The organism is Photobacterium sp. ABD4_091 (assembly GCF_056160145.1).
Map to the genome: position 1 here is coordinate 1,301,603 of NZ_JBSWWQ010000002.1, position 24,825 is coordinate 1,326,427.

25 protein-coding genes are annotated in these 24,825 nt (G+C 47.5%); 15 read left to right on the forward strand and 10 right to left on the reverse strand.

Annotated features, from left to right (window positions below; all coding sequences use genetic code 11):
* Positions 1-108 precede the first annotated feature (108 nt).
* A complete protein-coding gene (gene hdfR, locus ACXAGQ_RS20290) occupies positions 109-969 on the reverse strand; it encodes an HTH-type transcriptional regulator HdfR (RefSeq protein ID WP_475256309.1) in 861 nt (286 codons plus the stop codon).
* 101 nt (positions 970-1,070) lie between these two features.
* Between hdfR and ACXAGQ_RS20295 the strand changes: the two genes are divergently transcribed.
* The 3 genes from ACXAGQ_RS20295 to ACXAGQ_RS20305 all read left to right on the forward strand — a co-directional run bounded on the left by ACXAGQ_RS20295 (position 1,071) and on the right by ACXAGQ_RS20305 (position 4,587).
* Entirely contained in the window at positions 1,071-1,475 is a 405-nt protein-coding gene (locus tag ACXAGQ_RS20295) for a MaoP family protein (RefSeq protein WP_475256310.1), read from the forward strand.
* A 117-nt stretch (positions 1,476-1,592) separates the two neighbouring features.
* Positions 1,593-2,621 (forward strand): glutathione synthase, encoded by a 1,029-nt coding sequence (gene gshB / locus ACXAGQ_RS20300; protein WP_107296156.1) that lies wholly within the window; start codon positions 1,593-1,595, stop codon positions 2,619-2,621.
* Positions 2,605-4,587 carry a flavohemoglobin expression-modulating QEGLA motif protein gene (locus tag ACXAGQ_RS20305; RefSeq protein WP_475256312.1) on the forward strand — a complete coding sequence of 661 codons (1,983 nt, stop codon included), beginning with the start codon at positions 2,605-2,607 and terminating at the stop codon, positions 4,585-4,587. The genes gshB and ACXAGQ_RS20305 overlap by 17 nt, the downstream gene beginning before the upstream one ends.
* A 90-nt stretch (positions 4,588-4,677) precedes the next feature.
* Here ACXAGQ_RS20305 and ACXAGQ_RS20310 read toward each other — a convergent pair whose 3' ends face one another.
* Positions 4,678-5,076, reverse strand: a complete 399-nt coding sequence (locus tag ACXAGQ_RS20310) for a VOC family protein (protein WP_475244912.1) — start codon at positions 5,074-5,076, stop codon at positions 4,678-4,680.
* 247 nt (positions 5,077-5,323) lie between these two features.
* Here ACXAGQ_RS20310 and ACXAGQ_RS20315 point away from each other — a divergent pair, with 247 nt between their 5' ends.
* Positions 5,324-6,346, forward strand: coding sequence for a YdcF family protein (locus ACXAGQ_RS20315; protein ID WP_475256313.1), 1,023 nt, complete (start codon positions 5,324-5,326; stop codon positions 6,344-6,346).
* Between the two features lie 62 nt (positions 6,347-6,408).
* Here the strand turns inward: ACXAGQ_RS20315 and ACXAGQ_RS20320 are convergent, their stop codons facing one another.
* Complete coding sequence (locus ACXAGQ_RS20320) at positions 6,409-6,867, reverse strand: cytochrome C (RefSeq protein WP_475256314.1); 459 nt, start codon at positions 6,865-6,867, stop codon at positions 6,409-6,411.
* 281 nt (positions 6,868-7,148) lie between these two features.
* Here ACXAGQ_RS20320 and ACXAGQ_RS20325 point away from each other — a divergent pair, with 281 nt between their 5' ends.
* Positions 7,149-7,553 (forward strand): hypothetical protein, encoded by a 405-nt coding sequence (locus ACXAGQ_RS20325; RefSeq protein WP_475256315.1) that lies wholly within the window; start codon positions 7,149-7,151, stop codon positions 7,551-7,553.
* A gap of 87 nt (positions 7,554-7,640) precedes the next feature.
* Here the strand turns inward: ACXAGQ_RS20325 and ACXAGQ_RS20330 are convergent, their stop codons facing one another.
* The 4 genes from ACXAGQ_RS20330 to ACXAGQ_RS20345 form a co-directional block, all read right to left on the reverse strand.
* Complete coding sequence (locus ACXAGQ_RS20330; protein ID WP_475256317.1) at positions 7,641-8,480, reverse strand: 2OG-Fe(II) oxygenase family protein; 840 nt, start codon at positions 8,478-8,480, stop codon at positions 7,641-7,643.
* 347 nt (positions 8,481-8,827) lie between these two features.
* Positions 8,828-9,286 (reverse strand): NfeD family protein, encoded by a 459-nt coding sequence (locus ACXAGQ_RS20335; RefSeq protein WP_475256318.1) that lies wholly within the window; start codon positions 9,284-9,286, stop codon positions 8,828-8,830.
* Entirely contained in the window at positions 9,283-10,227 is a 945-nt protein-coding gene (locus tag ACXAGQ_RS20340; RefSeq protein ID WP_475256320.1) for an SPFH domain-containing protein, read from the reverse strand. The genes ACXAGQ_RS20335 and ACXAGQ_RS20340 overlap by 4 nt, the downstream gene beginning before the upstream one ends.
* A gap of 136 nt (positions 10,228-10,363) precedes the next feature.
* On the reverse strand, positions 10,364-12,007 hold the full coding sequence (locus ACXAGQ_RS20345) for a methyl-accepting chemotaxis protein (RefSeq protein WP_475256322.1): 1,644 nt from the start codon (positions 12,005-12,007) through the stop codon (positions 10,364-10,366).
* Between the two features lie 391 nt (positions 12,008-12,398).
* Between ACXAGQ_RS20345 and ACXAGQ_RS20350 the strand changes: the two genes are divergently transcribed.
* The 5 genes from ACXAGQ_RS20350 (at position 12,399) to ACXAGQ_RS20370 (ending at position 17,632) form a co-directional block, all read left to right on the forward strand.
* Positions 12,399-13,985, forward strand: a complete 1,587-nt coding sequence (locus ACXAGQ_RS20350) for a methyl-accepting chemotaxis protein (RefSeq protein ID WP_475256324.1) — start codon at positions 12,399-12,401, stop codon at positions 13,983-13,985.
* 140 nt (positions 13,986-14,125) lie between these two features.
* Positions 14,126-16,051 carry a RecQ family ATP-dependent DNA helicase gene (locus ACXAGQ_RS20355; RefSeq protein WP_475256325.1) on the forward strand — a complete coding sequence of 642 codons (1,926 nt, stop codon included), beginning with the start codon at positions 14,126-14,128 and terminating at the stop codon, positions 16,049-16,051.
* 212 nt (positions 16,052-16,263) lie between these two features.
* Positions 16,264-16,614 carry a DUF3316 domain-containing protein gene (locus ACXAGQ_RS20360; RefSeq protein ID WP_475256327.1) on the forward strand — a complete coding sequence of 117 codons (351 nt, stop codon included), beginning with the start codon at positions 16,264-16,266 and terminating at the stop codon, positions 16,612-16,614.
* Between the two features lie 204 nt (positions 16,615-16,818).
* Complete coding sequence (locus ACXAGQ_RS20365) at positions 16,819-17,118, forward strand: YfcZ/YiiS family protein (RefSeq protein WP_475256329.1); 300 nt, start codon at positions 16,819-16,821, stop codon at positions 17,116-17,118.
* Positions 17,119-17,467: 349 nt separating this feature from the next.
* A complete protein-coding gene (locus tag ACXAGQ_RS20370; RefSeq protein WP_170114867.1) occupies positions 17,468-17,632 on the forward strand; it encodes a hypothetical protein in 165 nt (54 codons plus the stop codon).
* A 102-nt stretch (positions 17,633-17,734) separates the two neighbouring features.
* Here ACXAGQ_RS20370 and ACXAGQ_RS20375 read toward each other — a convergent pair whose 3' ends face one another.
* The 3 genes from ACXAGQ_RS20375 to ACXAGQ_RS20385 form a co-directional block, all read right to left on the reverse strand.
* A complete protein-coding gene (locus tag ACXAGQ_RS20375) occupies positions 17,735-18,052 on the reverse strand; it encodes a DUF1496 domain-containing protein (protein ID WP_475256330.1) in 318 nt (105 codons plus the stop codon).
* Positions 18,053-18,125: 73 nt separating this feature from the next.
* Positions 18,126-18,476, reverse strand: a complete 351-nt coding sequence (locus ACXAGQ_RS20380; protein WP_475256331.1) for a RidA family protein — start codon at positions 18,474-18,476, stop codon at positions 18,126-18,128.
* 129 nt (positions 18,477-18,605) lie between these two features.
* On the reverse strand, positions 18,606-19,283 hold the full coding sequence (locus ACXAGQ_RS20385) for a DNA alkylation repair protein (RefSeq protein WP_475256333.1): 678 nt from the start codon (positions 19,281-19,283) through the stop codon (positions 18,606-18,608).
* A gap of 218 nt (positions 19,284-19,501) precedes the next feature.
* On the opposite strand from ACXAGQ_RS20385, the gene ACXAGQ_RS20390 reads away from it, so the two are divergent.
* The 5 genes from ACXAGQ_RS20390 (at position 19,502) to ACXAGQ_RS20410 (ending at position 24,746) form a co-directional block, all read left to right on the forward strand.
* Positions 19,502-20,869, forward strand: a complete 1,368-nt coding sequence (locus tag ACXAGQ_RS20390) for a glutamine synthetase family protein (protein ID WP_475256334.1) — start codon at positions 19,502-19,504, stop codon at positions 20,867-20,869.
* 15 nt (positions 20,870-20,884) lie between these two features.
* Positions 20,885-22,357, forward strand: coding sequence for an aldehyde dehydrogenase family protein (locus ACXAGQ_RS20395; RefSeq protein WP_475256335.1), 1,473 nt, complete (start codon positions 20,885-20,887; stop codon positions 22,355-22,357).
* A 12-nt stretch (positions 22,358-22,369) separates the two neighbouring features.
* The gene (locus ACXAGQ_RS20400; protein WP_475256336.1) at positions 22,370-23,533 is read left to right on the forward strand and encodes an iron-containing alcohol dehydrogenase; all 1,164 of its coding nucleotides are present in this window, start codon (positions 22,370-22,372) and stop codon (positions 23,531-23,533) included.
* A 63-nt stretch (positions 23,534-23,596) separates the two neighbouring features.
* Positions 23,597-24,349 carry a glutamine amidotransferase-related protein gene (locus tag ACXAGQ_RS20405; protein WP_475256337.1) on the forward strand — a complete coding sequence of 251 codons (753 nt, stop codon included), beginning with the start codon at positions 23,597-23,599 and terminating at the stop codon, positions 24,347-24,349.
* 82 nt (positions 24,350-24,431) lie between these two features.
* Positions 24,432-24,746 carry a DOPA 4,5-dioxygenase family protein gene (locus tag ACXAGQ_RS20410; RefSeq protein ID WP_475256338.1) on the forward strand — a complete coding sequence of 105 codons (315 nt, stop codon included), beginning with the start codon at positions 24,432-24,434 and terminating at the stop codon, positions 24,744-24,746.
* Positions 24,747-24,825: the final 79 nt, after the last annotated feature.

The window sequence follows — 24,825 nt, forward strand, 5'->3', positions numbered from 1 at the left end:
CCTAGAGGGGATAGCGAGAGAATAGGAGATCAACGCATTTTATGTACAACAAGTAATTTCACTGATCACGATTAGAGAATCTGATTGTCCTATTAATTCTGATTTGCGCTATACACTTTCAATGATTTGGTTGAAAGGTACCGCCAGCATCGATTCTAGCATCTCGGCTTTTTCGATATCTTCCCGCCACACCAAATATAACGACTGCTCCATCACTGGGGCATCCTCAACCGGGAACAATAGACCTTCCTGTACACTGGCCGCCACCACTGGAGAAGGCAAGAAGCCCACACCTTTATTGTTTATCAAAAACTCCAAAGCCATCTTGCTGGAATGAGTATGCATGATTGGCGTCTTCTGAAGTTCTACAATTCGGCTGTGTTCCACCGAAAAGCGGGTTCCCCAGTCTAAATACACCAACGGCAGAGACTTCAATTGCTCCATGGTGCAGTCTTTTTCTTTCGTAACTAGCTGCAACTGGTAATCACGAACCTTCGTCACTTGCAGGTTTTCAATTTTGGGTGGCTCTGAAGTAATCGCCACATCCACACTTTTATCCAATAATTGTTTTGCCAGGCTTTGGCGGGGGATCGATTCCAAGCGCAGAGCCAGACCTTCGACATGCTGGTAAATGCGGCTCACCCAATCTGAGATACCATCGAATTCCCAGAATAATGATGAAGCACCAATCGTCACCTGTTGATTGAGCGACTCCGTCAATGCCACATCCTGCCTTGCCCTACCCCAGGTTTGCAGAATTGCCTCGGCATACGGCTGCAAACGTTCACCAGCGGCAGTGAGGTGTACATTGCCACGCTGGCGCGAAAACAAATCATTGCCCAATTGGGTTTCAAGTTGGCGAATACGAAAGCTCACCGCAGACTGGGTTAAAAACAAGTTGTCTGCCGCACGGCCAAAATGGCGTGTTTTGGTCACTTCAAGAAAGGTTCTGAGTAGTTCTGTATCCACTAGCGTCCTCGACGACGAAGTTTAAGGGTTAAAAGGAGCATAATACATCTGGATGCCATTTCATCTTAATCAAATATTTTTATCATTACGACGAAAAACTTTTGATTTACAAGATCAACAACCTGAAAGAATATCTGCGCAAATCACGTTTGGAAGCATATTCAATGAGAAGTGTAGGCAAATTTTACGACGATAAAAATTTCCCACGAGGTTTCAACCGCTCAGGTGTTTTCACCATTGGCGAAGCGCAACTACTCGAAAATTTTGGCCGCACCATGCGTGGCCTCGCTGATGGTTCATTATTTCCAGAAACGGAAAATGAACAAGAATTTCTGGCCGAAATTAGCGGCAGCAAAGAGATTCAAACCAGCTATGGCAAATGCTGGTCTAAGTACGTGAACAAAACCACTAACAAAGTACGTAGTTACACGTTGTGTGTTTCGCAAAGAAAGCAAAACAACAGCGACTATGAAGATGACGACGTCGATTCCGACCTAGACATCTAAACTGAGTAAAGCACTTTTACTCATTAAATTACTCATTAACGAATAAGCCATCCACCTTTGTGCGATGGCTTACTTCTTTTTACCCCTGTCAACGATGACAGTTATTAGGCGACTGCTATGAAAATTTGTTTTGTTATGTATCCGTGGGACAAAGTTGAGCCAGAAAACGACTCAACACTGCGTCTGATCCACGAGGCTGCCTCGCGCGGTCACACGGTAGCCATTACAACACCGAATAATCTGACTATGCGACACAGCACGGCGATTGCTTTTTGCCAGGTGCTGAAACAGACCGAGGTATCTAACAATATCCCGAGTTTTTATCGCAAGGCAGAGTTCCGCAAAGCCCAGTTACCGTTGGCAGGTTTTGACGTCATTTTCATGCGCGCCAACCCGCCGTTGGACACCATGGCGCTGAACTTCCTGGATTCGGTTCGTGATCATACTTTCATCATGAACGATATTGATGGTCTGCGTGTGGCGAACAATAAGCTTTACACCACATCGCTACCGGATCCGAACAACGAGTTCATTCCGGTAACCCATGTGTCTAAGAACCGTGATTACCTAGAGCGTGTTCTAGAGGAAAACCAAAACGATCGCATGATCCTTAAACCCCTAAACGGTTATGGCGGCAAAGGAGTGATCCTGGTTGAGAAAAGCGCCAAGTCGAGCGTGAAGTCCCTATTGGATTTCTACATCGGCGATGACAAAAACTACGTCATTCTGCAGGACTATATTGAAGGTGCTGAAGAAGGTGATGTGCGCATTATGATGCTGAACGGTGAGCCAATCGGTGCAATGCGCCGAGTGCCAGCCCAAGGCGATGTGCGCTCAAACATCCATGCTGGCGGTAAGGAAGTGAAGCATACCCTGACCAAGCAGGAGCTGCGTCTGTGTAAGCACATCGGCCCTAAACTGGTGCGCGATGGCCTTTACTTCGTTGGTTTGGATGTGATCAACGGCAAACTGGTTGAAGTGAACGTGTTGAGCCCTGGCGGCATCACCCGTATCAACCGTTTGAACCGTACTAAGTTGCAAGCTCAAGTTATTGATTTTGCTGAAACCGTGGTTAAAGCAAAAGAAGTCAGCATTGCTCGTAAAAATGAATTTCGTCAGGTGATTGCCGATGCTACAACTTTCTGAAACGGAAATTCTGGAAAGGATCCAGCAACATGTTCCGTTTGAAGCGCAGCTTAACGATGGCAGCTTAACCATTCGCATCAGCGAATATCAGCCGTATATCGCCACAGCTATCCATCATGGTCACCGCCTTCGCGGTGACCTGATGCCAAACTGTTTGCTCACAGAAGAAGAGCGCTATTTCGAGGAAGACCCGTTCACGGGCGATTTCATCTCCTCGCTGCCAATCGTGCTGCAGGGAGAAGATTCGCGCTACGAGTACGACTTGAACCGTGCGCCTGAAAACTGCATCTACGATGAAGCTTGGGGCAAGCCGGTTTGGCAGACACCGCTCTCTGATGAGGAGCGTGCTGTTTCGCTGGCCAAGCACAGTTGCTACTACCGTATTCTGGCGTGCCTGATTGACACGCTAGAAAGTAAATTCGGCCTTTGCCTGTTGTATGACGTGCATTCGTACAACTACCAGCGCATTGATCGCGATGTGCCTGTATTCAACCTTGGCACGCGGCAGGTCAACACCCGTCGCTGGCGCAAGGAGATTGACAGCCTGGTTGGCAAACTGCGCAACATCGAATTACCAAACATCGGTGTTACCGCAGAAGTGAATGATGTGTTCCAAGGCATGGGATATCAAGCCAGCTTTGTGAAAGCCAACTTTGCCAATACGCTGATCATGCCGCTGGAAGTGAAGAAGGTCTTCATGGACGAGGCGCGTGGTGAAAGCTTCCCATTGGTTCTTGAGAAGCTGCGTGCCGAGATGAAGAACGTACTGACCGAACACGCGGCAGAAACTATTTTGCGCCGGACCAAGGTCAAGAAGCTGACCAGCAGCCATGTACTGGCATCCAAGTTGCCACGCGAAGTGCTCAAGCTTGACCGCCAGTTGTTTTCGATTGCACGCGGGGTGAATACGCTCAGCTATATCAACCCGCTGAATATCAAGCAGGAGAAGCGTCGGTTCTTGCATCGTCCTTATGATTACCAGCCTGACTTTACTTACCGTCAGCTGGATCTGGATCCGTTCAAGTTCCGCGAGCAGCTATACCGCTTGCCGGTAGAAGATATCCGTGATGCGGATATCCAGGCGATGTATCGCAAAGTGATTGACCAGTTAGCGGTGCGTATCGACTTGCTGACCAGCATCGGCAGTGAGGAGTTTTTGTATAACTCGCTGCGTTACTATGGCCAACCAGATCAAAACGATATCGCCAATGCCAACTTCATCTTGCACGCTTGTGAATACAGCGAGCCAGAAGAAGAGACGATCACTGCTCAGGAAGCGATTCAGGCGTTCAAGCTAGCAGCTGAAGAGTATGGGGTGAAGTGTAAAGTCGCGGGCTCCAAACAGTTGATTGCTAGAGCCATGGTCAGTGGACGGACAATCAAGGTAAACCAAGCGGCGAAATTTAACCGCAAGGATCTTGATGCCCTGATCCACCATGAGCTAGGGGTGCACTTGGTCACCAGTGCCAACGCCGATTTGCAGCCATTGAAAGTCCTAAAATTGGGGCTTCCGGGTAATACCCACTCGCAGGAAGGCTTGGCGATACTGTGTGAGCACCTATCGGGCAGTTTCCCGCTGCACCGCCTAAAAACGCTGGCGCTGCGGGTGATTGCGGTAGATATGATGGTCAAGGGCGAGAGCTTTAACGAGACCTTCCATGTTCTCAAGCATGATTATGGGATCAGTAATGACCAAGCCTTCACCATCACTGCTAGGGCATACCGCGGCGGTGGCTTTACCAAGGACTATCTATACCTAAAAGGGCTGAAGGATGCACTGCATGCCTATGGCAAAGAAGATCTGACGTCGATGTTCATCGGTAAAACCGGTTTTGAATTTAAACCGCTACTTGATGAGCTGATCACCCGTGAGATCCTCAAAAAGCCGGCTTACTTGCCAAAAGCATTGGCGATGAAGGATACCAGTGATCCAATCATCAGCTATATGCTCAAGTGTATTAAGTAACATCAGCGCTTCAAAACAAGAAAGCCGCAGGGTCGAAACTCTGCGGCTTTCTTTTTATCTACTCAATTTGCATCAATCTGATTTACGATTTTAGTCTTCACATTCTTTGTTTTCGTAAGCGATCACCGACACAATGGCGCCATCTTGATCGCTAATGGCGCAGATTCGTCCCACCCCCGGGATATCCTTGGGCTCATAGACAATACAGCCACCCGCTGCTTTGGCCGCTGCAACCGTATCATCAACATCTTCCACCGTAATATAGCTGCCCCAGTGGTTGGGGATATTCTCGTATCCCTCAGGCTTACCCATAATACCGCCTACAGGCTCCCCACCCGCTTTGATTACGTGGTAAGTCCCGCCTTCCATTGGCATCGCTTCAACTTCCCATCCAATCACCTGCCGGTAGAATTCAATCGCTTTTTCCGGATCATCGGTCATTAACTCAGACCAACTAAAAGCACCATGCTGCTCAAAAACGCTTGCCATCCTTCTCTCCTTATCGATGTTGCACACCTGCTTTAAAGCTAGCTTAACCCGTCGGTTCTGCCCGGCTAATTCAGCTCTGAAAGTTCAACTGACGTTTTGATGCAAGAAATGGATTTACAACACCATAAGAAAGAAGCCCAACATGCTGTTTCTATGGTATTTTCATAAAAAATCAATTTGCTAAATTGATAATGAAAGCTACGATGCCCCTTGCAGCCAAACATTAAGAGACAGGAATAGTTTACGCATGGACTATATAAAACAGGCACTAGAGGCCTATAACAGCCCCCATCGCCACAACTTCAATTTGAACGGCCAATCCGTTTCCAATCTTGATGCAGTCCTGCATTACCTAAATAACGCTTTGGGCTCAGCGGCTGCTGACGAAACAGGTAATATCCTCATGACCATGGCGAATATGCATAGCTTCCAGGGGAAAATCGACGAGGCGATTGCTGGATATAACCAAGCACTTCTCAAAGCAAATCAATGGCAGCAATCAACGCTCCATGCTTACCTAGCAATTTGGCATCACTACCAAGGCAACCTTAAATCAGTGACTAAACACCTCGGTTATCTTGACCAGCTTTCTCACCTCAACAAGCAATACGAAAAACATTGCGCCCAAGACATTCAAGGTGTAATTGAGATTATTGAAAGCGCCCTCGCCAAGCCTATTTGCTACCGTAGCCCAACATCTTTCAATGACTCGGCTTCGCCACATGCCATCGTTACTCTTGGCTACAAGCTCAATAGTGATGGTTCTATCGCCCTCCCCCTTCAACTACGACTGGAGAAAACACTCGAGCTAGCCACCCAAAACCCGGGGAGCATAATAGTTGTCACTGGCGGATTAGAAACGGCAGGGGTCACCGAAGCAGAGCAAATGCAACGCTGGCTTGTAGCAAAAGGGAGCGATAGCAGGCGAATCATCAAAGAAGACAAAGCGACCAATACCATAGAAAACGCCCAAAATAGTTTAGCTATATTGCAAGCTAGCGGGATCAGAAGCGCGACCTTAGCCAGCGCCTCTATTCATGTTCACCGCTCCCAGATATTGATTGAAACGACTCAATACAGAAACCAGCAGCTGATACCAAATAGTAATCGCGGCTCGCTTAATACTATCAGCTTTGATCACGTCGCTGTTCAAGATGGGCTGTCACCCGAAAGCTTTCCTTGCGGGCAAACACGCATCAACTGTTATATCGATGCACTGCGCGGACTTGGGATGCCAGCTTTTGATTGTGGAGGATACAGGCAAGTTTAACAAAAAAAGGCCCATCATGGGCCTTACTCACACACCGCCATGAGGCGGATGGAGCTCAAAGACTAATAATAAAACCCTTCATATTGGGTGTATTCAAAAGGCTCTAGCTCGTATTTACTTTCAAGGAAAGTGATCAAATCGACCAAGTCGGTGACTGTCATTACATCGTTGTAGCTTGGCATAATTGATTCACCCGAACGGACAACTTCACCGGGGTCAAACCCTTGGGCAATTTGGTGGCTAGGGTTTATTACCGAGATGACCAGTTCCTGGTATTTCTTAAGCCTAGGTACAGAGCCACCTAGTTCAACACTGGCACCGGATTCATCCAGCACTTCAGGACGCTCATAGCCCTCCATGGTATGGCAACTCAAACACTGATAGTGCCTGAACAACTCTTCACCATGGGTAGCATTACCCGGAGGCAATGTGAACGAAGCGGTGTTACCACGCTCGGGGGGTGAACAACCGGTGAGTGCGGCAACTAATACTGTACCAAGTAGTAATGATAAAGCTTTCATAAATCACCACCTATCTTTTTGCTTGGATTTGTTCAACGACACTGTGGCTATGATAAGTGTAGAAGCTGATCTAAAAAGCCACAGGCCAGATAATCAGATAAATCATTCTTGGTTGATAATAGTCAAAACACAGTCTGCCCTTTGTCCAAGTTTGCCCCTAGGGAGGCTTTCGAAGACAAGCAGCTAAACTCGAAAGAATAGATTACTGTAAGATACATAGTTAGGATTAACCATAAGCAACACCTTAACGAAAATACCTTGATATGTGAGAGTTCCCCAAAATGTCTAACGTAGTTCAGTTCTCGGCTTTCACCGGCACAAAGAAAAGCCAGACTCCCCCAGCAAACAAACCACTGAGTCCTAAGGCGTTAAGGGAGCAAGCGGCTACTGAGCAAGACAATTGCTGTTATTTCTGTGGTGAGCGCTTTGCAGCCAAAGCACTTGTCTGGCTGGACAAAACCGGCTTCAAGACCCAAACGCATGTTATCTGTAGCAGCTGTAGTTCGACGGCCAAATCACGTTCTATGGATGAGCTGCGGATAATTTTAGCGTTGAAAGCAATGGATTTCAGAACCATTAAACTGCAGCAGTACCTCGAGTTGAGGGACAAGGGTGTACAGATTGATGGTGTACGTGAATACAAGTTCTACTTTGAACAGTCGGCCGGTAGCCCCGGGAAAGCATAGTCCCCTCTAGATTCTCACTATAATGCACAAATAAAAAACAGCCCGGCAAAAGCCGGGCTGTTCTTTAAAACTTGTACGCGGCTTGTATTAGATTACACCCAGCTCGCGCAAGCGCTCCATCAGGTAACTGTTAGCAGTGTGACGCTCAGACAGCACAACATCTGGTTTAGGGTGCAGGAACAAGGGTAGTGAAATACGCGCTTTGGTCTTATCTGCACCTTCAGGATTAATCACACGGTGGGTGGTCGACGGGAAATAACCGCCTGATGCTTCTTGAAGCATGTCACCAATGTTGATGATCAAGTTGCCAAAATCACACGGTACATCCAGCCACTCGCCTTCTTTCGTCAGTACCTGAAGCCCTGGCTCATTGGCAGCAGGTAGCACCGTAAGCAGGTTGATATCTTCGTGGGCACCCGCGCGGATAGCACCTAGCTCTTCGTCTCCTTTCAATGGCGGGTAATGCAGCACGCGTAGCAATGTTTTATCGCTACCGTCAATCATAGAAGACAGCGGCTGAGAATAAAGGTCAGAGACGTTTGCCGGAGAATGCTCTTCGACCCAGCCTAGTAACTGGCTAGCCAATTTATTGGCTTCTTCGTAGTAGCGCTGGAGCTCTGCTTTCAGCGTGTCTGGGCACTGGCCCCATGGGTAGTAATGGAAATATTCCTTGATGTCTTTCTTGGAGTGGCCTTTAGCCACTTCCGACACTTCTGATGGAAAGAAACCGTCTTGCGAATCAACATTAAAACGGAAGTTCTCTTTTTCTTCTGTATTGAAAAAGCCATGCCAGTTGTCATAAATCGACTGAACTAGCTGCTGCTGGATTGGGTGGTTCTTAAGAACGCCAAAACCTGTGTTGCGGAGTGACTCGACAAAACGCTCGGCGGCATCGGGCGCGTTATAATCAACTGCTTCCAATTTCATGATTTATCTTCTTCTATCTGACTGACTCGTTATTTTTATACCAATTAACTTGGCTTTATTCCGACGTAATCGGTTGCATGGCATTTTATCGTTTGCATCAAACAACCAACACCGCCATTTTGGAAACAATCTGTTTACAATGAGAAACAGCAAGCCAGCTTAATACTAAAAATCCACTCACCCGCTCATGTTCGCATCATTGTTTGGCAGAGAATAGCTAAAAAAAAGCCCCTGCATCAGCAGAGGCAATACCAGCAAATTACAAACACAAAACCAATATAGTGGAATCGAAACGCATAAACTTACCATTATGCGCCACTCCAGTTTATTACTTGGCTTGCCGGAATTTACTGGCTGGCTTTTTCTTGAATAACGACCACGATACCTTCGACTCTGACCACTTCCACCAGCGTACCGGCAGGTATGTTGGATTCAGACTTGGCCGACCATGTCGTGTCACCAAGCTGTAGGCGTCCAGGGCCAACAGGGAAGTCTTTCTCAAGCACGCAAGTCTGCCCGACCAATTGTTCAGAGCGCTGGTTCAAGCTGCGCTGTTCGTCGCCTTCTCTGTCTTTCTTATGCTGATAACGCCACCACAGCCAAGTGGTGAACAAACAGAACACAGCAAAGGTCAGCCACTGCATTTCCCAGCCTAGCGGCATGAAGAACAGGAGCGAGCCAACCAGCAATGCCGATACGCCGAGCCATAGCAAATAACCCGCGGTGCCCAGTAGCTCCATCAACAGCAAAACCAGACCCAGCGCCAACCAGTGCCAGACATTCATTTGCTCAAGTAGCGTGATCATGCGTGTTTACCTTTCTCGCCCTCTTTGTTGCTACCGGTCTGACCCAGGATCTCGGTGATCCCGGCAATAGAACCCATCAACCCAGTTGCTTCTAGCGGTAGCATAATAATTTTACCATTTTCAGCTTGGCCGATGGTCTTCAATGCGTCGGTGTAACCTTGGGCAATGAAATAGTTAACCGCTTGCAGATCCCCTTTGGCAATTGCGTCGGACACCATCGCCGTCGCCCTTGCTTCAGCTTCTGCAGCTCGCTCCCTGGCCTCTGCCTGCAAGATGGCGGCTTGTTTGTCACCTTCTGCACGAAGAATTTCTGACTGTTTATGGCCTTCGGCACGCAGAATTTCTGCCTGACGTACCCCTTCAGCTTCAAGGACTTCAGCACGCTTATTACGCTCGGCTTTCATCTGGGCGTTCATCGCAGAAGTCAAATCTGCCGGCGGCTGGACATCTTTGATTTCAATTCGGGTAACTTTCACTCCCCATGGATTTGTCGCCTGATCGACAATCGTCAAAAGGCGGCCATTGATGGTATCGCGCTGCGATAGCATCTCATCGAGCTCCATCGAACCAAGCACGGTACGGATATTCGTCAGCGTCAAGTTACGGATAGCATGTTCAAGATCTGTAACTTCATAAGCGGCTTTGGCTGCGTCGATCACCTGCACGAAACACACTGCATCAATGGTGACATTCGCATTGTCGCGTGAGATAACCTCTTGGGCGGGGATATCCAGAACACGCTCCATCATGTTGATCTTATTACCTATTTGGTCGACAAACGGCACAATCAGGTTCAGACCAGGGCGCAGCGTCTTGGTATAGCGACCAAAGCGCTCTACCGTCCACTCACTACCCTGCGGAACGGTTTTGACACCAGAAGCAATAAATACAATTGCCACTATGATAAATACACCCACAGTGACCAAGGTATCGTATGGCATGTTACTCTCCTTAATAAACAGCGTTCACTAGCAGCCAGAATACCGTATGCAACCATATCAATACAACGGGCAGAACCATGAACCTGAACAAAAAAAGCCCCTTCGTCAGGGGCTTAAATCACAATATCGCTAACACTTAAACCTGGAAGCGGCCTACCTGTTGCTTTAATTGTTGGCATTGGGTAGCAAGTTGAATAAAGGCCTCTTCTGTTGAGGCCACTTTAACAACCACTTCATGACTTTTATCCGCAATTTTCTGAACATTCTGACTAATATCTTCGCTTACCAAACTTTGCTGGTTAGCCGCTGTTGCGATCTGCAAGTTCATATCATTGATCACTTCAATGGAATGGCTAATGAGATCAAGCGACTCATTGGCAGTATTCGCTTGGGAGACCGTGGCAATACCGCTCTCTCGGCTGCGCTCCATTGCAGCGACTGCTTGCTTTGCGCCATGCTGCAAGCGCTCGATCATCTCTTGGATTTCACCGGTGCTCATTTGCGTCTTGCTGGCAAGCGAACGCACCTCATCAGCCACAACGGCAAAGCCCCTGCCTTGCTCACCCGCTCGGGCAGCCTCAATGGCCGCATTCAGAGCCAGCAAGTTAGTTTGCTCTGCAATCCCCCGTATGACATCGAGAATAGAAGCAATATTCGCTACATCGCGCTCAAGTTCAGTGATAACCTGATTTGAGCCTTCGATATCATCGGACAACTGGTGAATGGATCCGACGGCGTCCTCAAGCACGCCTTTCGCTGCTTTGGCTTCTTCGCTGGCATGCTGACTGGCCTGCGCAGCTTCTCCTGCGTGCTGGCTGACATTGTCACTGGTCGCACTCATTTCATGCACTGCCGTTGCTACATGGGCGCTTTCTTCTTGCTGTGAGTTTGCGTGAACCACAACATTTTTGGTTTCCGACTGGATGTTTCCTGTTGCTTCCTGAACAACCTGCAGTGTGGCAGAAACATCGATTATCGTATGATGGATTTCAGAGACAAAGGCATTGAACCCCTCGCCCAGTTGGCCAACTTCATCTTTGCTGTCCACTTTGACCCGCTGGGTAAGGTCACCGTCTCCTCGGGCAATATCATTCATTGCAATAGTCAATTTTTTCAGCGGCGCCATAATGACGCTCGACAAAAACCAAGTTCCAACGAGCGATACCAATGCCGTAATTACCACGCCGACTTCCAGCAAAATGGTTGCCCAGTCGACTTCATCGGCCAACTCTTGCTTTACAAAAGCTTCCTTTTCTTCAATTGCCGTCCTCAACAGCATGAAGTCATCAATTAGCGCGGTGAAGCCCTGGTTCATCACCTCGCGGTTGGTAAAGTAATACTGTTCAGCCTGAGAGGGAGAGTTAACAATGAAGGCATAATGCTGAACCAGCTGTTGGTATTTGGATTGAATGCTATTGAGAAGAAGCTGGTTGCTGGTATTGATCGAACCGTCATCGACCAAAGCCTGCGCAGACAATAGTCGGTTTAGCGCTTTGGGTTCATTATCTTCAAAGAGCTCAATATTATAGGTTAGAAATTTACTATCGCCCGCGGCAAGTACAACTCCCTGTGCCGCAGTGTTTAGTTGATAAAGGTCTCTATAGCCTTGATCCATCAGTGCTAATGCAGGCTCTAACTTATGGTCAAGAAAGGTGTTGATTCTCTTTTGGTCGAGCGATACCGATACGACAAAAGCAAAAAAAACCATAAACATCGTAACAGCAAATATTACGGGGATAAGGAACTTCCAGCGAAAGCTTAGATGGTGAATCCAAGACATAGTACACTCCAAATGTATTATTATTTCCCTTTGTTCATTTAAATCACTTCTACCAAAAATTTTTTAACATAAAAATAGTAAAAATCATTAAAATCATGAAGGTATATTTTGAAGTGTCATTTTAACATTCTCAGCAATAAGCACTGAAACGCTGTGCTATTTATGTAACTAAAATCATTACATTACAAAAGCCAAGCCCCACTTTGAGACACTGCTGACCCAACTCTAGCCTTAGCACCTCAAGTCATATTTAGCAATAATTTGCTAGATTTAACAGCCAAACCAGCCCCCAGTTAACAAAACCAACAAAAAAAACACAAAACCATTCCATCATTCACACGATTATGGTCTTATTGATAAAAAAAACAAAAGTCATACAAAGGGTTATCTCGTGTCTCGCTCAACACCAACAGTCAACGCTACCCACTTGCAAAATAACACTCAGGAAGTGACATTCGCAGACGACGAGCAATTAGTCTCGACCACGGATCTTCAAGGGGTGATCACCTATTGCAATGCCGCTTTCTGCCGTGTGGCCGGGTATTCTGAACAAGAATTGCAGGGTCAAAACCATAACATTATCCGCCACCAAGATATGCCAAAGGCCGCTTTTGCAGATTTATGGCAACATATCCAAGCTGGAAAGCCATGGCGGGGTATTGTCAAAAACCGCACCAAATCTGGCGGGTTCTATTGGGTAGATGCTTATGTCACCCCAATTTACAATAATGGCAGGATAGTCGGTTATCAATCTGTCAGGGTTAAACCAGAGGCACAATTAGTCAAAACGGCTGAGTCTGCCTATAAACAATTAATTAAAGCTGAGCGTAATGGCAAAGCCCCCTTATTTTCAGTACCCCGGCCTATAAAATACGGACTGCTCATTGCAGGCTGTTCGCTACCGGCTGCCTTTAGTCTATTTACTGAAGGGCTCAGCGTTCATGCCATACTTAGCCTCGCACCGGCATTCGTTTTAGGCACTTTGTTCCGTCAGGAACTGTTTAGCACGCCATCTAAGATTGAACACTTGAAATCCCAATATGACAGCCTAAGCCGGGTGATTTTCTCCGGCAGTGATAGCTACTCAGTGGTAGATTATCACTTGAAAATGGCCTCAGCCGGGATGCGAACGGTACTTGGCAGGATGACAGATTCTGCCGCACCACTGCATGATTTGGCCGATGATTTAAGTGCCACCACCCACAAAGTAAACACAGCTATTGGCGAGCAGAACGGGAGTATCCAGCAAATGGCCACGACCATCGACAATATCTCTGATTCAGCACAGCGTATTTCAGTTCATACCAGTGAAAGCCACCAACTGTTGGATCTCACCCGTGAGCAGTGCTCTTTATCCCGCAACCAGCTAGATGCCACCCAGTCAAGTTTGAATGCGCTTTCTACCCAAGCCCGCCAAGCGACCGATGCAACTGACAAACTGAGCACGGAAGCGGAAACGGTAAGTGCAGTAATGTCTGAAATCAGCGGTATTGCTGACCAAACCAATTTGCTGGCACTAAACGCAGCCATTGAAGCTGCTCGGGCCGGCGAACATGGCCGCGGCTTTGCTGTCGTTGCCGATGAAGTACGCGCCCTGTCATCCCGGACACAAACGGCAACCGAACAAATCCAGGCCAGCATTGGCAATATGCTATCGACCATCAACAACTGGCAGGTACTGATCAAGAACAACCATGACGATACCTTGAAGTGTGTCGAACAAGCAGCCCAAGGCGCTGAAGCTTTACGGGAAGTTGAGCAACATATGCAGGCTATTTCTGAGCTGGTCGATCAGGTTTCATCCTCTGCCGAGAGCCAAGAATCGCATGCCCAGCAAACCAGCGAGCACATCCATGCCTTGGCGGCTACATCGCAGCAAAACCTTGAAGGCGTTAACCAGGTTGAGCTAAGCAGTGCTGAGCTCAAACGGCGGGTGGATGATTTCTACCACCTCGCAGACCGGTTTAAGCAGCACTAGGGCAACTTCACAGTTTGCTGCAACAAAACGGCACTCCTGATGCGGCTACTCGGAATGAATAAGCAAATACGCTAACTCCGTGGGCAATCCCTCCATACTTAGGTATGATCTGTGGATTGCCCTCATTATGTGTACTGCCCATGTATCTCGATAACCTTAAACAGTATTTTGGCTTTGATAGCCTGCGTCCAGGCCAAGATGAAGTGATCAGCAAGGTCGTTGAAGGCCATTCTGCTGCCGCTATTTTCCCAACCGGATCTGGCAAGTCACTGTGCTACCAGCTTCCGGCTTTGCAGCTCCCTCACCTGACGCTGGTGATCTCGCCGCTGTTGGCGTTGATGAAAGACCAAATCAGCTTTTTGCACAGCAAAGGGATACCAGCCGCCTCTATTGATTCGAGCCAAACATGGGAAGAAACCCAGCAGGTGATGCAAGGGGTACGCTCCGGCAACATCAAGATCCTGATGATTTCAGTCGAACGGTTAAACAACGAACGCTTTCGTCAGTTCATCTCCCAGGTGCCAATCTCTTTGCTGGTTGTCGATGAAGCCCACTGTATTTCCGAGTGGGGTCATAACTTCCGCCCTGATTACCTCAAGCTTCCGCAATACCGACAGTTGCTGAATATCCCACAGGTACTGTTGCTGACCGCAACAGCCACACCAGCGGTTATCAGTGACATGGGGCAAAAGTTTGGCATTGAGTCAGACGATATCGTTATTACTGGCTTCTATCGCCACAACCTCGACTTGACCATTGCCCCAACGCCGGAAAATGAAAAGCAAGCGTCTTTATTCCAAACTCTGAGCAGCGATGTGACTCTGCCGACTATTGTTTACGTGACCTTGCAAAAAACAGCGGAGGAGCTAGCAGGATACTTGCAACAGCAAGGAATCATGGCACAGGCTTACCATGCAGGTATGGACAGTGAGCGCCGCCAGCAAATCCAAACTGACTTCATGGCAGGCAAACACCAGTGCATTATTGCCACTATCGCTTTTGGTATGGGGATCGATAAATCCGATATCCGCCGGGTGATCCACTTTGATCTGCCGAAGTCGATTGAAAACTACAGCCAGGAAATTGGCCGTGCCGGACGAGATGGCCAGCACTCCGATTGTATTTTGCTCGGCAGCAAATCCGGGCTGAATGTACTGGAGAATTTCGTTTATGGCGACACACCGGATCAATCGGCGATCGAAACGGTGCTTGGGCTGATCCAACAAAATGCACCTCAGTGGGAGGTCGTACAATTACGCTTATCCAAGGAAAGCAATATTCGTATGCTGCCGCTAAAGACGCTGTTGGTGTACTTGGAAATGGCCGGCATTATTGAGCCGCAATATACTTACTTTGCAGATTATCGCTTCAAGCTGCTTGTCGAGCAGCAATTTATCATCAACCAATTCCAGGGTGAGAGGCAACAATTCGTCAGCAATATTTTTGCTTGCTCGCCCAAAGCTCGTACCTGGCACACCGTTGACTTTGAAGCGTTGTGGCAGACCACTCAGGCTGAGAGAAAACGTGTTGTTGCAGCGATCGACTACTTCAGTGAAAAGGGCTGGGTGACATTAGAAAGCAAGCAAATGACCGATGTGTACCGGGTGAGCAATCCCAATTTTGATATCGGGCAAGAAGCTGCGCGCCTCTACCAGTTGTTCAAAGCCAAGGAGCAAAGTGAAATCACACGGCTAGACAACATGCTTTCTTTCTTCGAAAGCGAGCAATGCCTCAGCCATAAGCTGGCGAGTTATTTTGCCGATCACCAAGCCCCGCAACAATGTGGTCACTGTTCAGTCTGCCGGGGACATGTCGCCAAACTTCCTTCTGAAACCCGGTTGGACACTGTATCAGACAACATGCTGAAGGCATGGTGCGACCCTTTTATTGCAGCTTGCCCATCAGCACCTTCAGCCGCTGCGCTAACACGCTTCCTTTGCGGTATGACAAGCCCACTGCATACGACCATTAAAGCTCGTCAAATGTCTGGTTTTGGTAAAATGGAGCAATACCCATTCCAGCAGACCTTGAGTCAAATTCAGCAAGTTTATCCTGAACTTAACTAATATTCTTCCATCATTTCTCCTGCCCTCTACGCAAGTTTAGAGGGCAGCTCCCACTGCTGCCACACTTCTGGTATAGACCTAATCCCATAATTTTTAAGAAAAAATACTATAATTTGAAATAAAGCTGCAACACTCAGGTCTACTTGGGTGGCAGTTTTATTTGATACCGCATCAGCTCAATTGCCAGCGGTATACATTACGAGGGTATTAAGATGAAAAAGTTTTTAATCGCTGCATTATGTATCGGCTTGAGTTCTCCGGCACTTGCATTTACCCGTGATACTAACCATGAAAGCCAGAACATAAACGCAGGTGTCAGTGATACACGCGAAGGTGCGTATCGCCAAGGGCAAGAGTTTGCCAAAGACCTGAAATATGCCTCACCTCGCAACCTAAAGAGAACACTAGGTATTTATGAGTACGGCCTAAAAACCAATACCATCAAGGTCAATGATTCCCAAGTTGAAATCGATGAGTTTTCAACGGCTTCTGGAGATATTAAATACCGTGCCGTCGTTAGTGTGGATTACAGCTACGACAAATTCGAGTCAGACAACCGTTAAATTCCCTTGCTGATAATTCTCCTTACTGAAGTTGGTGGTATACTCACCAACTTCATACCTGTCTTGCTTTTATTTTTCAAACGCTTACAGAGTATTTGTAAGCTTTCATCATTTGTATTATGAAAAATAACATTACCCCGTAGCGATCTTCGTCACAAAGTTTTAGAATGGCCTCATAATATAAATGGAGATAGAGTAAACGCCATGACAAACGAAAGCCAAGAATACCAAACCTGTGAAGCTTGCGGTGTCTCAGCTGAAATGGGCTTCATCATCAAAGAAAACGACGATGTCGCTGATGTAAAAATCTTCGGTGGTGACAAAGCTGCACTAGAAGCTGAACTTGCCAACTACCTAGCCCTTGCGAAAGAAGTTAACGCCAACTTCAAGCATGAAATTAGCCCTATGCAAGATGACAGCACAGAGCTAACGGCTCGCTTCCAATTCGAATGCAGCGCAGAGAAGCTGATCTTCGAACTTAAAACGCGTTCACTAATGCGTTAATCGCTCTCAAGCAGCTGAAAAGTTATGTAATTTTACACCACTTTTCTCATCATTTAGAAAAGCCGATTCCTTTGTGGAATCGGCTTTTTTTGTGCCATATTGCAGCTATATTTAATAAAGCACTCAATAAGGACATAGATACTCTATTTGCTTGCATATATTCCCACAATAACTGGTCTAATATGCCTCTTGGCGATTATCTGTTATCAATGAGTATCAAATTAAGTGCATTCGCTAAACGAATTAATAGTGGAAATTGATTTCGTTTTGTATGAAAATGACAGCAACTTTATGAATCACTAAGCACATGATATTTAGCCCATATCATGGATAGAAAAGGAAATATTCGATGAACAGCAACAAAGCACGAGTGATCTCTAACTGGAAACCAACCAACGAGCGCGAATCTGCCGCATTGAAAGAGTTTTTGATGCAGGAAATGGGAGCGAAAACAGCTCACCATGAAGGCGGTACAGGCAAACTTGGCCCTGACTCAGGTCGACTAGTTCGCTAATTCGGCTCAATCGCTAAGAAATTTATTCAAGTAACAGTTCCCCCTGTTACGACAATGCAGCCAACCTCTTCGGAGCATGGCTGCATTTTCTTTTCACTTAAGCTATGCCTTCTTTTCAATCCTTACCCATTTCAAGGCACCGTTAGTTTCGAAGTGTTTTTCCGGCTGGCATTCTAGCAGCACACCTTCAATGGCTATCACGGCACCCAATGAGTAGGATCGTCCTTCATAGAAGCAGACTCGCTGAGTATTAAATGTCCCCTCAAGGCTCACTTTGGGCTGTGACTTCACCGAAATCTCTTTTGCTACCAACGCCTGGGAGTAAGGCAACATCAGCAATAAAGACAAGGCAAGAGTGAAAAGCGACGGTTTGAATAAACCTTGATTACTTCCTGGCTCCACCAGATTCCACTTGTTCATCATCTTCTCCTTGATAACCTGCTCTATATCAGCGACCCATCTAGTACTCTACTTAAGTAAAAAGTTATCGCTATTACTCTTTAACGGCAGCAACAACAGAAATTTCAACCAACAAAGCTTCGCGCGCCATGCTTGCTTCAACACAAGCACGTGCCGGGGCATGGCCAGCAGGCACCCAGTTGTCCCACACCGCGTTCATTTCAGCGAAATCTTTCATATCTTTGATATAGATAGTCGCAGATAGCATGTGCTCTTTATCACTGCCCGCTTGGTCTAGCAGTTTTTCTACTTTGTCCAGCATGGTTTGAGTCTGCTCGGTAATGCCTTGCGTCGCATCTGCGCACACTTGACCACATAGGTATACAGTACCGTTATGCTTAACAATACGACTCATTCGCTGACCAGTTTCTTGACGTTCAATCACAATAGTTGCCTTTTAAATGTATTCGTTACAATGTAATTCTTATCGATTACGGCTCGCTGCTATATTAACAACTACCTCTGCCCCAGTAAAAAGTATTTATGACTATCATTTTGATAGCTAACACTTTACTTACAGGTTTTTCAGCGCCTCTTTCTGGCTCAATGGAGATAATTGTTCCTGGTATCGCTGTACGAAAGACCTGACATAACCAGGGTCGGTTTTCGCATATTCTCGTAGCACCCAGCCAAGCGCTTTTCGAATAAAAAATTCATTCTCGCTCGCCAGCATTAAAATGGTTTCTTCAAGCAAGGGCAAATTAGTTTCTGACTTATGCTTGAGGTGAACCAACAAAGAAGCCCTGCGTAACCACATATTGTCCGATTCACGCCAGTTACGGACAATGCTTTCAAGTTCGCGGTGCTCTTTTACCAACGGGCCAATTAAATTAGAGGCTATTTTATCAACAGTATCCCAATGGCTCGCTTCGGTAAGCATCTCTTCGTACACAGGAAAGGCTTCCAGCGTACGAAACGCTTTGTAGTATTCGGCAGCATCCATCGCCATGTACTGCTCTTCACGGTTTTCCCCCGACCATAGCCAGAGCACCAGGCGCTTGTACTCGATGAAAGAAGTGATCTTTGTGTGCTCTCGGGCTTGCTTGAATATTGCCTTTCGCTCTGGCGCTTTCACCCCATAGAAAGGTTGCTCGGTTTTCATATACGCCTGCATGGCTTTCGCATCGTCGGCATTACCCGCTTCGGCCATTCGCTGCTGCATGAATATCACCATAGGAATAACAAGTGACATCAATAACTTCCTTTTCTTTACTTATCATTAAAATAGTTTGCCGATATTGGAACACAGTTCAGGATTCAATACCAATGTCTTAAAAATCACCCTATTGATAAGGTTGACGAATGTCTGACCTCTTCCTAGGTTTAAATCAATAATAAAAAAATCCTAGCTATATCGCTTATTTGCCTATTGCCTAGTTAACGCTTTGCCAACAGAAGGGATACCCGCCTATGCAGCCAAGAGAGGTTAAAACCGTTGACGATGCCAAGCAGATTATCGAAGAACGCAAGCTCAGCCATGTCAAAGTCGGGTTGTTCGACAACGATGGTGTAATGCGTGGAAAATATATGTCGAAGGAGAAGTTTTTCTCGTCCCTCGATAAGGGGTTTGCCTTTTGCGACGTGGTATTGGGCTGGGATGTCAAAGATCAGCTTTATGACAATACCCAATACACCGGTTGGCATACCGGCTACCCTGATGCCCCAGTCAGGATCATACCTTCCAGCTGCCGTGATGTGCTAGACGAAGACGGCATGCTGCTGTTTATGGCCGAGTTTGCCGGCGAGGCAGAATCGGTCTGCCCGAGAGCCACGCTGCACCGAGTGCTAGATAAATGCAAATCCATGGGCCTGATCCCAAGAGCGGCCTTCGAGTATGAATTCTTCCTGTTCCGCGAGACACCGCACTCTGTCCGCGAGAAAGGGTTTAGAAACCTCGAACCGATCACTCCAGACTGGTTCGGCTACTCGATGATACGTAATTCAACCTATTCTGAACTGTATAAATCTATCCTTGCGATGGCCGAAACGATGGACTTCCCCATTGAAGGCATCCATTCAGAAACCGGCCCTGGCGTTATCGAAGCCGCTATCGCGGTCGACCACGCCTGCCATGCTGCTGACAAGGCTGCACTGTTCAAAACCTACATGAAGGTACTCGCGCAGAAGCACGACTTGATGGCGACCTTCATGGCGAAGTGGAGCAATGACTACCCTGGCCAAAGCGGCCATATCCACCTATCCCTCCGCGACCAAGAGGGCAACAATGTCTTTTACGACAACAATGAACCCCACTCAATGAGTGCGGTGCAACGGCATTTCTTGGCCGGCCAGCAACGCTTGATGCCAGAACTCCTTTGCATGGTTGCGCCATCGGTAAATAGTTACAGCCGGATGATCCCAGGATTCTGGGCTCCGACAGATGCGACTTGGGGCATCGAAAACCGCACCACCTCGCTTCGGGTGATCACCGGTTCTGAAAAGTCGCAGCGTATCGAATACCGTATCGGGGCCGCGGATGCCAATCCATTATTGGCACTGGCCGCCGCGCTTGGCTCGGGGCTAATCGGTATCGAACAAGGCTGGGAGCCAACCGATCCGGTGTTAGGAAATGCTTACCAACAAACTCACAGTGACACCCTTGCCCTACCTCGCACGCTATGGGATGCCACCCAGAGGTATAAGCAATCAGAGGCCGCTGTTTCATTATTCGGCCAAGCTTTTGTCGAGCATTTTGCCGCCTCTAGAGAGTGGGAAGACAGGGAATTTAGAAAACATGTCACCGACTGGGAGCTCAGCCGTTACTTCGAAATTATCTGAGGCGAGGAAAAGCATTTGAATCGTTCAGCCAAAACAGACATTCAACAGGGGGTTGTCCAAAATACATTTTCCCCTGCAGATGGCAGTGTAGTGGCAACCGCTGAACTGGCCACTCCCGAAGCGATACAGCAAGCTCTTGATACCGCCAACCAGGCACAAAAAGAGTGGAAACTCGTTCCACTATCAAAGAGGCAAGTATTCTGTACCCACGCCATCGACGCACTCCTGAGCCATAAGGACATGATCGCTACTGAGCTAAGCTGGATGATGGGTCGGCCTATACGGCACTGCGGTAGCGAATTAAGGGGGGTCGAAGAGCGTGCCCGTTACATGATAAAACATTGTGAGCAAGCACTTGCCCCCATTGAGTTGCCTGATAAACAAGGCTTTACCCGCTACATCACAAGGGAGCCGCTTGGAACAATACTGGTGATATCACCCTGGAACTACCCTTACCTGACTGCCATCAATTCAATCATCCCAGCACTGCTTGCAGGTAACAGCGTGATAATGAAACCCTCTTCCCATACCCCGCTCTGTGCCCAGCGCTTCCAGCAAGCATTTGACGAGGCCCAATTGCCAAAAGGCGTCTTCCAGCATTTGTATTTAAGCCATGATGCGACGGAAAATATGGTAAGCAATGAACAGCTCCAGCATGTCGTCTTTACCGGTTCAGTAACCGGCGGCGCATCAATAGAAAAAGCGGCTGCCGGGCATTTCCACGGGCTTGGCCTTGAGCTTGGAGGCAATGACCCAGCATACGTCCGCCACGACGCCGATATCAATGCAGCAGCAGAAACCATTGTTGAAGGTGCGCTGTATAATGCCGGTCAGTCATGTTGCGCCATCGAGCGGGTCTATGTCGACGACCGAGTCCATGATGAGTTTGTCGCAAAGGCCGTCAGCCTAGTCAACCAGTACCAGTTGGGGTTTCCGCTCGATGAAGACACCACGCTCGGGCCATTGATCACAACCCAGGCTGCCGACCATGTCCGCCACCACATTGCCGACGCAAAGCAGCAAGGTGCACAACTACATATCTCCGAAGCCTGTTTCCCTAACAGTAAACTGGGCAGCCCATACCTTGCCCCGCAGGTACTTACCGGAGTTAACCATCAAATGAAAGTGATGACCGAGGAAACATTCGGCCCGGTTCTGCCTATCCAAAAGGTTTTTTCGGATCAAGAAGCCATCAAATTAATGAACGATAGCGAATACGGCCTGACAGCAAGTATCTTTACCTCTGATATCAAACGGGCTATTGCCATTGGCGAGCAAATAGAAACCGGTACTTTTTTCGCTAACCGGTGCGACTATCTCGATCCTGCACTGGTATGGACAGGGGTAAAACACTCTGGAAAAGGTTACTCCTTATCGACCTTGGGCTTTGAAACACTGACCCGCCCCAAGTCATTTCACCTAAAGCACCCGAACAAACACAATACTAATCAAAATACCCAGCAAAAAAATAATGTATCACCTCATTGATTGGACTAGCCCATGACTCTCCTCCATTGGCACTACCCTACCGAAATACTCGTTGGCGAACAGGCTAGTTCGCAATTAGGTTCTGTGTGCCAAACCTTATCGATCAAGCGGCCACTGTTTGTCATCGACCCATCGCTAACCAACAGCCATATGGTTAAAACGATCCTATCTGCTTGTAATGAAGTCACGCTCAGCACATCCGTGTTCGATACCTTTGCAGGTAATCCAACCGGAGAGCAGGTGGAAAACGGCATTACTGCCTTTCTTGATGGGGAACATGACGGTGTCGTTGCCATAGGTGGGGGCTCATCCCTTGATATAGCCAAAGCCATTGCCTTGGTCGCCCGGCAACAACAATCCTTATGGCAGTTTGAAGATATTGGCGACAATTGGGCTCAGGCAAATCCCAGCCTTATTGCCCCTGTAGTTGCCCTACCAACCACCGCAGGAACGGGCTCGGAGGTGGGAAGGGCCTCGGTTATCACCGATACTCAAAACCAATGTAAACGCATTATTTATCACCCCCAAATGCTGCCAGCGCAGGTTATTTTAGACCCTACCCTGACCGTTGATCTCCCGGCTCACCTGACTGCCGCAACTGGCTTGGATGCCTTGTCCCACAATCTCGAAGCGTATTGCTCACCTAGCTACCACCCAATGGCCGAGGCCATCGCCATTGAGGGCATGAGGATAATTAAGCTGTACCTCCCTATCGCCTACACGGATGGCACAAACCTACAAGCAAGAACCCAAATGCTTATAGCCTCTTCAATGGGGGCAACGGCTTTCCAAAAAGGACTTGGTGCAATGCATGCATTGGCCCACACGCTCGGTGCCCGTTACAACCTGCACCATGGGCTGCTTAATGCTGTCTTGATGCCCTATGTGCTCTGTGCCAACCGGCATTACTTGCATGAAAAAATGTTGAGGCTCTCCCATTACCTCGAACTAGAAAAAGAAGGCTTTGAAGGTGTACTTGAGTGGATACTGTCGCTACGAGAACAGCTCCACATTCCACATTCGTTAGCTGATCTGGGTATCAATAATCAAGAACAGGAAGCCATTGCCGCCCAGTCGGTTAAAGACGCCGCTGCGGGTGGAAACCCTATACACTTATCCCAGGAGCAGTATCAAGCAGTCTTTAACTTTGCCATTGGCGGCCAGCTCGATTTATAAGCTTGCATTGGCCGGCCTGGTTTTATGGCTCTGGGTTTATAGCTCTGGAATTGAGGTGAGAATATGAAGCTAGGTGTTTTGCTGTGTGATGATGTCAGGCCTGAGTTGCAAACTAAACATGGCAACTACCCAGTGATGTTTTCCAACTTATTTAGCCAGGTAGACCCAACCATTTCACTTCAATTCTACCGGGTGATAGACGGCCAATATCCGCAGTCTGTCAGTGAGTGTGATGGCTATTTGACCAGCGGCAGCCGGTACAGTGTTTATGAACAAACCCGATGGATTAATATTTTCCAAAGCTTTGTCCACCAGCTCTATTTTCAACACATTCCCTTGGTCGGGATCTGCTTTGGCCATCAGATGATAGCCCAGGCTCTTGGAGGGGAAGTTATACAATCTGACAAAGGCTGGGGAATAGGCGCTGCCCGTGCGAACCTTGATATCGTGTTACCTCATCAACCACCCTGGATAACCGAGCCTAAAAGCAAACTATCTCTGCTGGTAAGCCATCAGGATCAAGTTATCCGCCTACCAGAAAACAGTACCACCCTCGCGGGAAGTGACTTCTGCCCTAACAGCATGATGCTGGTCGGTGAGCATTTCCTTGGCATTCAAGGCCATCCCGAGTTTACCCCAGAGTATCTGTTTGATTTATTAAAGCTCAGAAGACGTATTTATCCAACAGATACTTATCAACGTGCATTGGACTCTCTCGAACAACCTACAGATCATCTTGAAGTTACCCGCTGGGTCATTCAGTTTTTCCGCTATCGGCAACTGCTCAGCAATCACCACTTCAATAAAACCGAATAACTCCATCAAACCTGATCCCTCGTCTGTTTCCTCACTGGCTTAAAATGAATTCCAACAACGCTTGGAACCCATGGAGACAGTTATGTACCACGCCCATATTTACTTCGATAACAACCAAATCAGTGCTGCTGAACGGCTACACGGTAAAATCGCCCAGCATCAAGACATTAGTCGCGTTTTTCCACTCGTGCACCGCGAAGTCGGCCCGCATAGCAAACCTATGTTTGAAGTCCATTTTGCTGATGATAAACAAGTCTTTGTTAACTGGCTCGACAATGAACGCGGGGAGTTATCGGTTTTGATCCACCCAGTAACCGATGATGCTTTATCCGATCACACCACAAAGGCTATTTGGCTGGGTAAACCGCTTGCAGTTAAAACCGGTATATTGTTTTGAGCACTTAACAAAAAACCGGAAATTACATTCAAAATTATGCATTAAAAGTGACAAACTTCTCAATAATTTGGTTTTCATA